Origin of the sequence: Halorussus marinus (genome assembly GCF_004521895.1) — an archaeon.
GTDB classification, from domain to species: domain Archaea; phylum Halobacteriota; class Halobacteria; order Halobacteriales; family Haladaptataceae; genus Halorussus; species Halorussus marinus.
The window spans coordinates 80,102-91,002 of the sequence record NZ_SBIR01000012.1; the positions used below are offsets into that span (position 1 = coordinate 80,102).

The 10,901-nt window shown below is 67.3% G+C and carries 13 protein-coding genes; 11 read left to right on the forward strand and 2 right to left on the reverse strand.

From position 1 onward, the window contains the following. Nucleotides 1-70: 70 nt before the first annotated feature. Together EPL04_RS15105 and ribH are read right to left on the reverse strand one after the other, a co-directional pair. Nucleotides 71-1,213, reverse strand: a complete 1,143-nt coding sequence (locus EPL04_RS15105; RefSeq protein ID WP_134672027.1) for a pyridoxal phosphate-dependent aminotransferase — start codon at nt 1,211-1,213, stop codon at nt 71-73. Next, entirely contained in the window at nt 1,210-1,611 is a 402-nt protein-coding gene (gene ribH, locus EPL04_RS15110; protein ID WP_134672028.1) for a 6,7-dimethyl-8-ribityllumazine synthase, read from the reverse strand. Before ribH ends, EPL04_RS15105 begins: the two co-directional genes overlap by 4 nt. An 80-nt stretch (nt 1,612-1,691) precedes the next feature. Here ribH and EPL04_RS15115 point away from each other — a divergent pair, with 80 nt between their 5' ends. The 11 genes from EPL04_RS15115 to nuoK all read left to right on the forward strand — a co-directional run bounded on the left by EPL04_RS15115 (nt 1,692) and on the right by nuoK (nt 10,901). Next, on the forward strand, nt 1,692-3,473 hold the full coding sequence (locus EPL04_RS15115) for a flippase activity-associated protein Agl23 (protein ID WP_134672029.1): 1,782 nt from the start codon (nt 1,692-1,694) through the stop codon (nt 3,471-3,473). Between the two features lie 69 nt (nt 3,474-3,542). Then, nucleotides 3,543-4,694 carry a 5-(carboxyamino)imidazole ribonucleotide synthase gene (purK, locus tag EPL04_RS15120; protein WP_134672030.1) on the forward strand — a complete coding sequence of 384 codons (1,152 nt, stop codon included), beginning with the start codon at nt 3,543-3,545 and terminating at the stop codon, nt 4,692-4,694. Further along, on the forward strand, nt 4,691-5,308 hold the full coding sequence (gene purE / locus EPL04_RS15125) for a 5-(carboxyamino)imidazole ribonucleotide mutase (protein ID WP_134672031.1): 618 nt from the start codon (nt 4,691-4,693) through the stop codon (nt 5,306-5,308). Before purK ends, purE begins: the two co-directional genes overlap by 4 nt. A 249-nt stretch (nt 5,309-5,557) precedes the next feature. Then, nucleotides 5,558-5,968 carry an NADH-quinone oxidoreductase subunit A gene (locus EPL04_RS15130; protein WP_134672032.1) on the forward strand — a complete coding sequence of 137 codons (411 nt, stop codon included), beginning with the start codon at nt 5,558-5,560 and terminating at the stop codon, nt 5,966-5,968. Continuing rightward, on the forward strand, nt 5,965-6,672 hold the full coding sequence (locus EPL04_RS15135; protein ID WP_134672093.1) for an NADH-quinone oxidoreductase subunit B: 708 nt from the start codon (nt 5,965-5,967) through the stop codon (nt 6,670-6,672). The genes EPL04_RS15130 and EPL04_RS15135 overlap by 4 nt, the downstream gene beginning before the upstream one ends. After that, a complete protein-coding gene (locus tag EPL04_RS15140) occupies nt 6,669-8,333 on the forward strand; it encodes an NADH-quinone oxidoreductase subunit D (RefSeq protein ID WP_134672033.1) in 1,665 nt (554 codons plus the stop codon). The genes EPL04_RS15135 and EPL04_RS15140 overlap by 4 nt, the downstream gene beginning before the upstream one ends. Further along, nucleotides 8,333-9,415: a complex I subunit 1/NuoH family protein gene (locus EPL04_RS15145; RefSeq protein ID WP_134672034.1), complete on the forward strand. Its 1,083-nt coding sequence runs from the start codon at nt 8,333-8,335 to the stop codon at nt 9,413-9,415. The genes EPL04_RS15140 and EPL04_RS15145 overlap by 1 nt, the downstream gene beginning before the upstream one ends. Then, complete coding sequence (locus tag EPL04_RS15150; protein WP_134672035.1) at nt 9,415-9,876, forward strand: NuoI/complex I 23 kDa subunit family protein; 462 nt, start codon at nt 9,415-9,417, stop codon at nt 9,874-9,876. Before EPL04_RS15145 ends, EPL04_RS15150 begins: the two co-directional genes overlap by 1 nt. A 58-nt stretch (nt 9,877-9,934) precedes the next feature. After that, nucleotides 9,935-10,201, forward strand: coding sequence for an NADH-quinone oxidoreductase subunit J (locus tag EPL04_RS15155; protein ID WP_134672094.1), 267 nt, complete (start codon nt 9,935-9,937; stop codon nt 10,199-10,201). Then, nucleotides 10,198-10,599 carry an NADH-quinone oxidoreductase subunit J gene (locus EPL04_RS15160; protein WP_134672036.1) on the forward strand — a complete coding sequence of 134 codons (402 nt, stop codon included), beginning with the start codon at nt 10,198-10,200 and terminating at the stop codon, nt 10,597-10,599. The genes EPL04_RS15155 and EPL04_RS15160 overlap by 4 nt, the downstream gene beginning before the upstream one ends. Further along, the gene (nuoK, locus tag EPL04_RS15165; protein WP_134672037.1) at nt 10,599-10,901 is read left to right on the forward strand and encodes an NADH-quinone oxidoreductase subunit NuoK; all 303 of its coding nucleotides are present in this window, start codon (nt 10,599-10,601) and stop codon (nt 10,899-10,901) included. Before EPL04_RS15160 ends, nuoK begins: the two co-directional genes overlap by 1 nt.

Genomic DNA, 10,901 nt, shown 5'->3' on the forward strand with positions numbered 1-10,901 from the left:
CCGGCGGCGATCGCGCGACGTCGGGACGGGCGGGACGGAGTTCGGGCGTCGAAAACAGCGTGGGCCGAACTTACAGCAGGTCGGCGTCGACGAGTCGGTCGACGGCCTCGCCGATGCGTTCTTTGCTGTTGGCGTACGAGATGCGTGCGTAGCCGGGCGCTCCGAACGCGCTCCCCGGAACGGTGGCGACGTGGGCGTCTTCCAGAGCCGACTCACACCACTGCTGGTCGTCCTCGTCGACAGGGATCATGAGGTAGAACGCGCCGTCGGGCTCGGGGGCCCCGACCCCTTCCTCGTCGAGGCGGTCGAGCAGGAACGTCCGGCGCTCGGCGAACGCCTCGACCATCTCGTCGACGGCGTCGTCGGTGTTTTCGAGCGCCTCGACGCCCGCCCGCTGGACGAAGTTGGTCGCACAGGACACCGAGTGCGAGTGGAGCTTGCCGGCCTCCGAGACGAGCTCCTCGGGGCCCGCGACGTAGCCGAGCCGCCAGCCGGTCATCGAGTAGGCCTTCGAGAAGCCGTTGACCGTGACGGTCCGGTCGGCCATCCCGTCGAACGTGCCGAGGCTGGTCGGCTCCTCGCCGTAGGTGATCTCGGCGTAGATCTCGTCGCTGAGGACGGTCACGTCGTTGTCGACCGCGAGGTCGGCGACCCCTTCGAGGGCGGCGTCGGAGTAGACCGCGCCCGTGGGGTTGTTCGGGGAGTTGACCACGAGCAGTTCGGTGTCCTCGGAGATCGCGCCCGCCAGCTCGTCCAGCGCGGGCTCGAGCTGGAAGTCGTGGGGCGCGAGGTCGACCCGCTTCAGCTCTCCGCCCGCTAGCTTCACCATCGCCTCGTAGGAGACCCACGCCGGGTCGAGCAGGACGACCTCGTCGCCGTCGTCGACGAGCGTCTGCATCGTCTCGTAGAGCGCCTGCTTCGCGCCGGGGGTGACGATGACGTTCTCGGGGCCGTGATCGAGGCCGTCCTCGCGGAGCTTCGCTGCGATCGCCTCCCGAAGCTCGGGGATGCCGTTCGAGGAGGTGTAGCCCGTGTGGCCCGCGTCCATCGCCGCCTTCCCGGCGTCGACGACGTTCTCTGGCGTCGGGAAGTCGGGCTCGCCCACGCTCAGGTCGACGACGTCGGCGCCGTCGGCCTCCAGCTCGGCCGCGAGGTTGCTGATCGCGAGCGTCGCGCTCGGTTCGACCCGCCGGATGCGTTCGCTGAAGTTCATAGCGCTTGTACCATCTCGACCGCGGCGTTTACCGCTTCCGCTCCCTTGTCGACGCGCTCGCGGGCCTCCGCGCCCGACATCCCGGGACCGCTGACGCCGAAGGCGACCGGGGTGTCCCGATCGAGGCTCACGTCGGTCAGCCCCTGGGCGGCGGCGTCGGCGATGACCCGATCGTGGTCGGTGTCTCCGGTCACGATCGTGCCCACGACCGCCACGGCGTCGATCTCTTCTTGGCGGGCGAGTCGGTCGGCGGCCAGCGGCGAGTCGTACGCGCCGGGCACGCGGAGGGTCTCGACAATCTCCGCGTCCCGGTCGGCGGCCGCCTCGCGGGCGCGCTCCTCCATCTGCTCGGTCACCTCGCGGTTGAACCGCGAGACGACGAGCCCGAGTGCAGTCATACCGCAAGGGTGGCTTGGGCGAGTGAAAGAACTACCGCTCTCCGGAAAACTTGTGTGCGCCCGGATAGTTCCCGGGAACGATGGGAACCGACGAGCCGACGGCGGACGCGGGTCGGGTCGCCGACGACCGCCTGTCGGGGCTCTTTCGCGACGCCCGGATGCGGACGGCGGCCGCGATTCTCGCGGTGGTGGTGCTGGCGCTCTCGATCAGGCTGTTCGGGCTCGGAGCGCGGGTGTTCCACTGGGACGAGGGGCGGGTCGGCTACTGGATCCTGCGGTACGCCGAGACCGGCGTCTGGGAGTACCGCGCGGTCATCCACGGCCCCTTCTTCTACCACGTCAACAAGTACCTCTTCGGGCTGTTCGGCGCGAGCGACTTTCTGGCGCGAGTCCCGGTCGCGGTCGTCTCGGGGCTCCTCCCGGCGTCGGCGTGGCTGTTCCGCGAGCGACTGAACCGCGTCGAGGTGGTCGCGCTCGGAGTGCTGTTCGCGCTCGATCCGATCGTGCTCTACTACTCGCGGTTCATGCGCAACGACGTGTTGCTGGCGGCGTTCATGCTCCACGCGCTGGCGTTCTACGTCCGACTGTTCGACACCCGACGGCCGCGATACCTCTATCTCGGGACGCTGTTGGTCGCGCTGGCGTTCACCACCAAAGAGAACGTGCTGGTGTACGCGGTGACGTGGCTCGGCGCGGCGGCGCTGTTGGTCGATCACCGGCTGGTCCTCGCGGCGGACGCCGACGACCGAAAGGAGTACGTCGTGTCGTCGCTCCGGTCGCTCCGATCGGGCGGCTGGCTCGTCCACGCCGGCCTCGCGATCGGCCTCTTTTTCGCGGTCGTGATCTTCTTTTACGCGCCGCGGGCGCGCACAACCCCGGACCCCGGCCTCTGGAAAGCGTTCGCGAATCCCGGCATGTTCCCGGCGGTGATCGAGGAGGCGACCGTCGGCTCGTGGGAGAAGTTCCTCGGCAAGTGGGGCGAGGGCAACCAGACGGCGTACCTCGACACCTTCGAGGCGCTCGGGCGGGTCCTCTGGGAAGGCGGGGCGCTCACGCTCGCGCTCGCGGCCGCCGGCTTCCTGTTCGATCGGTACCGGCGCGACCGACCCCGCGACCTCGTCGCGTTCACGTTCTACTGGGGGGCCGTGACGGTGGTCGGCTACCCCGTCATCGTGGAGAACCCGTTCCCGTGGGAGGTCGTCCACGCCGTCGTGCCCCTGGCGGTCCCCGCCGCGGTCGCGCTTGGCGCGCTGGTGACGCTGGCGGCGAACGCGAGTGCGGACGGCGACGGACTCAGCGCCGCCCTCGCGGTCTTGCTGGTCCTCGTCGTCGTGGGCCAGACCGCGACAACGGCGGTCGCCGCGTCGTTCGTCCACCCGCAGGACCGGTATCTGGACGACGCCGAGACGCCCAACCGACTCGTCCAGTACGGTCAGCCCGCGGAGGGACTCCGACCCACCCTGGAGACGATAGAACGCGTGATCGCCGCGAACGACGGCACCGACGTGCTCTGGTACGGGTCGGACTTCTACGTGGCCGACGAGTCCGAGAACGACGACTGGGCCGCGGGCGGCGGGTGGTACGACCGGTTGCCGATCCCGTGGTACACCGAACTCTACGGCGCAGACGTCGACAGCACCGTCGAGCGCGAGGCGGTGGGCGCGGACCCGCCGCCGATCGTGATCGCGCGCGCCGCCGATCGGGAACAAGTCGGCGAGGCGCTCGACGGCTATCGCGCGTTCGAACACGAACTGACGATCTACGGGAGCGAGACCGTCTTCTTCGTCGACGCGTCGTCGCTCGACGACGGAGCGTCGGCGGCCGGCTCGCGCGGTAGCCCCGACACGGACGCGCGGATGTAACCACGTTCGTGTATATCGAGCACCACGGTTGGGAAATTTTATGCAGGTGCGCCCATAACCTCGGCGTAGATGAACGACACGGAGACGCTCGGCGTCGTCGGGGGCGGTCAGCTCGGGCGGATGCTCGCGGAGGCGGCCGCGCCGCTCGGCATCGAGGTGGTCGTCCTCGACCCGACGCCGGACTGCCCGGCATCGCCGGTCGCCCGCGATCAGATCGTCGGCGACTTCGACGACGAGGACGGCGTCCGCGAACTCGCCTCGCGGGCGGACTACCTCACGTTCGAGATCGAACTGGCGGATCCCGACCTGCTCGAAGCCGCCGCCTCGGAGTTCGACGTGCCGGTCCATCCGGACCCGGCGACGCTCCGGACGATTCAGGACAAACTGGTCCAGAAAGAGCGCCTGCGCGAGGCCGGGGTTCCGGTCCCGGAGTTCCGGCGCGTCGACGACCGGGCGGACCTCGAAGCCGCGGCCGCGGAGTTCGGCTACCCCCTGATGCTCAAGGCCCGCGAGGGCGGCTACGACGGCCGGGGCAACGTCCCGGTCGAGAGCGAGGCCGACCTCGACGCGCTCGACGAACTGGCCGGACCGGCGATGGCCGAGCGGTTCGTCGACTTCGAGCGAGAGGTCTCGGTCATCGGGGTCAAAGGCGAGACGGCGACCGCGACGTTCCCGCTCGGCGAGAACGTCCACCGCGAGGAGATCCTGCGCGAGACCGTCGTGCCCGCCCGGACCGACCCGGCAGTGGCCGACCGCGCCCGCGAGGTGGCCGACGACGTGCTCGACCTGCTCTCGGGCCGGGGCGCCTACGGGATCGAACTCTTCGAGACCGCCGACGGCGAGATCCTGCTCAACGAGATCGCGCCCCGCCCGCACAACTCCGGCCACTACACGATCGAAGGCGCGCTCTGTTCGCAGTTCGAGCAACACGCCCGCGCGGTCACGGGTCGGCCGCTCGGCTCGACCGAACTCCGGAGTCCGATCGCGATGGCGAACCTGCTCGGCGACGGCGACGAGCGCCGGCCCGCCGAGCCCGCGGGCGAGGAGGCGGCGTTGGCCCACCCCGACGCGAGCCTCCACTGGTACGGCAAGCGCGAGGTGTACCCGCTCCGGAAGATGGGCCATCTCACCGTCGCGGGCGACGGCGACAGCGACGAGACCGACTTCGACCGCCTGCTCGATGACGCCCGGGAACTGCGGGCGGAGGTGACCTTCGAATGACCGAGTTACAGGCACTCATCGATGATCTCCGAGCCGAGGCACAGCGCGACCGCGACCCCGAGGACACTCCCGAAGTCGGCATCGTCATGGGGAGCGACTCGGACCTCGACGTGATGGCGGGCGCCTACGAGGCGCTCGAAGAACTCGGGTTCGCGGAGCTGACCGACTACGACGACCCGCCCGAGGCGCGGTTCACGTTCGAGAGCTACGTGGTGTCGGCCCACCGCACGCCCGGTCTGATGTACGCCTACGCCGAGACCGCGGAGGCCCGCGGCCTCGACGTGATCATCGCCGGCGCGGGCGGGAAGTCTGCGGACCTGCCGAACATGACCGCGTCGCTGGCCTACCCCCTGCCGGTGGTCGGCGTCCCGGTCCAGGAGAAGTCGGTGCCCTCGGTCATCGGGATGCCGACCGGCGCGCCCATCGTGGCGGTCGACGCGGGCAAGTCGTTCAACGCCGGGCTGTCGGCGGTCCAAATGCTCGCGCGCGAGCACGATCGGCTCCGGGACGCGCTCGTCGACTACCACGACGACCTGCAGGCCGGCGTCGCGGACGTCTCCCGGCGGCTCCACGAGCGGGGCATCGATCGGTTCCGCGACGGCGCCGGCGAGTAGCGCGGCCGATTCGACACGTTTCTGCGAATAAGTCCGGCTTACCGGCCCGCACGCCCGCGCCCGGAGGGGGTTCCGCGGCGATCGGTGCGTGCGACTCCGTCACTATTCACCGAACCGAAACGTCCCGTTTCCCGACAGCAACCGTCAGAGCGATTACGCGTGCTTGAGCCGCCGAAACACGCGAGAACAACAAGAATCAACGTTTATAGGGGTGCGCTCGTAACTCCCGGATGGTAGGAGAATATCGGCATGAATCCATGGATAGCTATTGGCGCGTTGGCGCTGGTGGGGCTGTTGATACCGCTCGGGATGATGTCGGTGTCCAGCCTGCTCCGGCCCACCGTGCCCGAGAAAGGCAAAACCACCGTGTACGAGAGCGGTGAGATCCCGACGGGTGGCACGCGCGTCCGCTTTAACATTCAGTACTACATGGTCGCGCTGCTGTTCCTCGTCTTCGACATCGAGACCCTCCTCATCTTCCCTTGGACGGTCATCTACCGAGAGGCGGTCTCGATGGACGGCGTCGGGCTCTCAGGTGCGCTGTACCCGATGCTCGCGTTCGTCGGCATCCTCGTCGTCGGCCTCGCGTGGGCGTGGCGGCAGGGCGCCATCGAATGGGTCCGCAACCCCACCGACTCACAACGGAGCGTGGAGAGATAATGAGTAACGAACCACGGGACGCAATCAGCGGTAGCACAGACCCACAAACGAAGACCCGCGAGGCCCGAATCGGTCCGGACCTCGACAACCGGTTCAACTCGAAGCTCCGGGAGGCGTTCGGCTCCTCGCCGTTCATCCTCACGAAGTTCGACAAGTTCATGAACTGGGTTCGGGGGTCGTCGATGTTCATGCTGCAGTTCGGGATCGCCTGCTGCAGCATCGAGATGATGCACACCTACGCGGTCAAACACGACCTCGACCGTTTCGGATCGGGCGTGCCGCGGGCCTCGCCCCGGCAGGCAGACGTGATGATCGTGCCCGGCACGATCGTCTCGAAGTTCGCGCCGCGGATGAAGCGCGTCTACGACCAGATGCCCGAGCCCAAGTTCGTCGTGAACATGGGTTCGTGTGCCATCTCCGGCGGGCCGTTCCAGGAGGGGTACAACGTCATCAAGGGCGCCGAGGAGGTCATCCCGGTGGACATCCACGTCCCCGGCTGTCCGCCTCGCCCCGAGGCGCTCGTCTACGGCGTCGTCAAGCTACAAGAGCGGATCGCCAACGGCGAGAGCAGTCCGGTGACGGTAAAGCCCTACGAGCTCGAGCAGTTCGGCGACCTCGAACAGGACGAGCTCGTCGACAAGCTCGCGGCGGAGATCGACGAAGAGGACCTCGTGATGCGGTACAACTGGGCTGATTCGCCATGAGCCTCCAAGAACGCCAGCCCGTCGGCGTGACCGAAGACGGGCTCGATTACGACGCGCTTGCCGACCTGCTCGGCGATCGAGTCATCGGCCGAGAGCACCACCTCAACGCCGAGGGGTTCGTCGTCCGGCCGACGGACGTCGAGGAGACGCTCGAACTCCTCCGCGACGAGGCGGGGTTCGACCACCTCTCGTGTCTCACGGCCCAGGAGTACGAGGACCGCTACGAGAGCATCTATCACCTCACGAAGTACGACGACCGGACCCAGGAGCTCAGCGTCGTCGTTCCGGCCGATCCGGAGGACCCGGTGAGCGAGTCGGCCGCCGGCGTCTACGAGACGGCCAACTGGCACGAGCGTGAGGCCTACGACCTCGTCGGCGTCGATTACGACGACCACCCGGACCTCCGTCGGATCCTGCTCCCCGAGACGTGGCAGGGCCACCCCCTGGCGAACGACTACCACCAGGACCGGCCCCAGCTCGTCCCGTTCCAAGAGCACAAGAACCCCCTCGAGGACGACCACCACGACGCCGAGTCGGACACGATGTTCCTCAACATCGGTCCCCACCACCCGGCGACTCACGGCGTGCTCCACCTCAAGACCACCCTTGACGGCGAGCAGGTGGCCGACGTCGACCCCGACATCGGCTACCTCCACCGGTGTGAGGAGCAGATGGCCCAACAGGGCACCTACCGCCACCAGATCATGCCCTACCCCGACCGGTGGGACTACGCGTCGGCCGGCCTGCTCAACGAGTGGGCGTACGCGCGCGTGGCGGAGGACCTCAACGACATCGAGGTGCCCGAGTACGCCCAAGTCATCCGGACGATGGGCGCCGAGCTCTGCCGGATCGCGGCCCACATGCTGGCGGTCGGGACGTTCGCGCTCGACATCTACGGCGACTTCACCGCCATCTTCATGTACGCGATGCGCGACCGCGAGAAGGTCCAGAACATCCTCGAAGACCTCACGGGCCAGCGGATGATGTTCAACTACTTCCGGCTCGGCGGGGTCGTCTGGGACCTCCCGGAACCCCGCGAGGAGTTCTTCGAGCAGACTCGGGACTTCCTCGACGACCTGCCCGAGACCCTCGAGGAGTACCACGACCTCATCACGAACAACGAGATCTTCCAGAAGCGAGTCATCGACACGGGCGTACTCGACCCCGAGGACGCCAAGTCCTACGGCTGTACCGGGCCGGTCGCCCGGGCGTCGGGCATCGACTACGACCTCCGCCGGGACGACCCCTACGGCTACTACGACGAGCTCGACTGGGACGTCATCACCGAGAACGGCGGGGACAACTACTCGCGGTTCCTCGTCCGGATGCAGGAGGTCGAACAGTCCGCCCGGATCATCGAGCAGTGTGTCGACCTGCTCGAAGACTGGCCGGAAGACGAGCGGACGATCCAGTCGAACGTCCCCCGGACGCTGAAACCAGAACCCGACACGGAGACCTACCGGGCGGTCGAGGGCGCGAAGGGCGAACTCGGCATCTACGTCCGGTCGGACGGCACCGACAAGCCCGGCCGGTTCAAGATCCGGAGCCCGTGTTTCTCGAACCTCTCGGCGCTCGAATCGATGTCGGAGGGCGAGTACGTCCCCGACCTCGTGGCGACGCTGGGTAGCCTCGACGTGATCCTCGGGGAGGTGGACCGCTGATGTTCGCGCCGTTGCAGGCCGAGCCCACCCTGCTCCCGGAGACGATCGGGCGATTCCTCTTCGGCTCCGAGATGGCGATCTGGCAGGAGATGATCGCCGCGTTCCTCGCGGCGTTCGTCGTCGCGAACGTCATGCTGGCGCAGGCCGGCGTGGCGGGTCCGTGGGCCAAGCGGAAGATCACCGCGGCGTTCACCGACCGGATCGCGGTCAACCGTCACGGCCCCGCGGGGCTGCTCATCATCCCCGCCGCCGCCGTCCAGCTGATGGCCAAAGAGCTCATCATCCCCGACGGCGTCGATCGGCCGGCCTACGACCTCGCTCCCATTCTGCTCGCGTTCTCGGCGCTCATCGGTTTCGCGGTGATCCCGATGGGTTCGATCTTCGGCATCAACCTCCAGATCGCCGACCCCGAGAGCGGGGTCGCGTACGTCTTCGCGGCCGCGTCGATCGCGACGCTCGCGCTCACGATGGCGGGCTACGCGTCGAACAACAAGTACTCGCTGATGGGCGGACTCCGCGCGATCGCCCAGAACATCGCCTACGAGATCCCGCTCATCGTCACGGGCGCGTCGGTCATCATCTTCACCGGTACGCTCCAGACCAGCGAGATCGTCGCCCAGCAGGCCGAGCCGCTGGTGACGATCGCGGGCGTCTCGATCCCGTCGTGGTTCGCGTTCGTCAACCCGTTCGCGTTCGTGCTGTTCATGGTGGCGAACCTCGCGGAGGTCGGCCGGAACCCGTTCGACATCCCCGAGGCCCCGACCGAGATCGTCGCGGGGTACATGACCGAGTACTCCAGCATCTACTTCGTCCTGTTCTACATGGGCGAGTTCATCCACATCTTCCTCGGCGGCGCCATCGTCACGACGCTGTTCCTCGGCGGCCCGTCGGGTCCGGTGTTGCCCGGGTTCGTCTGGTTCGTGATCAAGATCTGGGCGATCTTCCTGTTCACCCAGTGGGCGCGGTCGGCCGTGCCGCGCGTCCGCATCGACCAGTTGATCGAGATCGGCTGGAAGGGCATGCTCGTCCTTTCGTTCGCCAATCTCATCCTCACGGCCGTCATCGTCGGGGTGATGCTCTAATGATCGGAGTCCTCAAATCAATGGCGACGACGCTGAAGCACGCACTGGACGGGTCCACGTTCACGGTCGAGTACCCGGACGTGGCGCCCGAAGTAAGTCCGCGGTTCCGCGGGGTCCACAAGTTCAGCCAGGAGCGGTGTATCTGGTGTCGCCAGTGCGAGAACGTCTGTCCGAACGACACGATCCAGATCGTGCAGGACGACCAGCGCAACGGCGAGCAGTACAACCTCCACATCGGACAGTGTATCTACTGTCGGCTGTGCGAGGAGGTCTGTCCGGTGGACGCCATCCTGCTCACCCAGAACTTCGAGTTCACGGGCGACACCAAAGACGATCTGGTGTACAACAAAGAGCAGTTGAAAAACGTCCCGTGGTACAAGGACATCGACCCGCTCGAATCCCGCGAGCCCGATCGGGGCGCGTGGATCGGCGAGGGCGAAGGAGAGTTGGACTACCAGTGACGAGACGCCCATCTCGAAACGTTAAAAGGGCGATTCCGAGAATTTCAAGGTGACTCAAATGGTGTACGAAATGCTCGCGTTCGGACTGTTCGCGCTCGTGACGGTAGCGAGCAGTCTGGGCGTCGTCCTGGTGCGGGACGTGTGGCACTCGGCGTTACTGCTGGGTGTCGCGCTCCTCTCCGTCGCCGTCCACTACGTGATGCTGGAGGCGGAGTTCCTCGCGGCGATGCAGGTCCTCGTCTACGTCGGCGGGGTCCTCATCCTCATCACGTTCGCGGTGATGCTGACGCGCCAGGCAACGACCGAGGAGGTGGCAGAGGTATGACAAACAACACTGACGACCGAAGCAGTTTGGTACCGGGGCTGGCGGCCGTCGCGCTGTTCGGCGTGCTCGCCGTCGTGTTCGTCCGGGCGTCGTTCGGCGACGCCGCGGGCTTCACGGGCGGAGAGGGCGTGGTCGCGAGCATCGGCTACGCGCTGTTGAACATCCAGCACCCCGACGCGATCCCCAGCGAGGGCTTTCTGGTCGCGTTGCTCCTGATCGCGGTAGTGCTCGACGCCGCGCTCGACGGCGCGGTGCTGCTCGCGCGCCGCGACGAGAACGGCGAGATCACGACCGCCCTGCGGTCGAACGCGGCCGACGACGAGGCGACCGGCGAACCCGTCGCCGCCGCTGACGGCGGCGTCGTCGCGTCCGACGACTCCGAGGAGGTGACTGGCTGATGGTGCCTGTCCAGTACTACCTCCTGGTGTCGGCCGCCGTGTTCTGTATCGGCGTGTTCGGCATCCTGACCCGCCGGAACGCCCTGGTGTTCCTGATGAGCGTCGAGCTGATGCTCAACGCGGCGAACATCAACCTCGTGGCGTTCTCGCGGTTCCACGGGAACCTGACGGGACAGATGTTCAGCCTGTTCACGCTCGCGGTCGCGGCGGCGGAGGTGGCCATCGGCATCGGCATCATCCTCGTGCTGTACCGCAACTTCGCGGACGTGGACGTGACCAACGCGACGACTATGAGGTGGTGA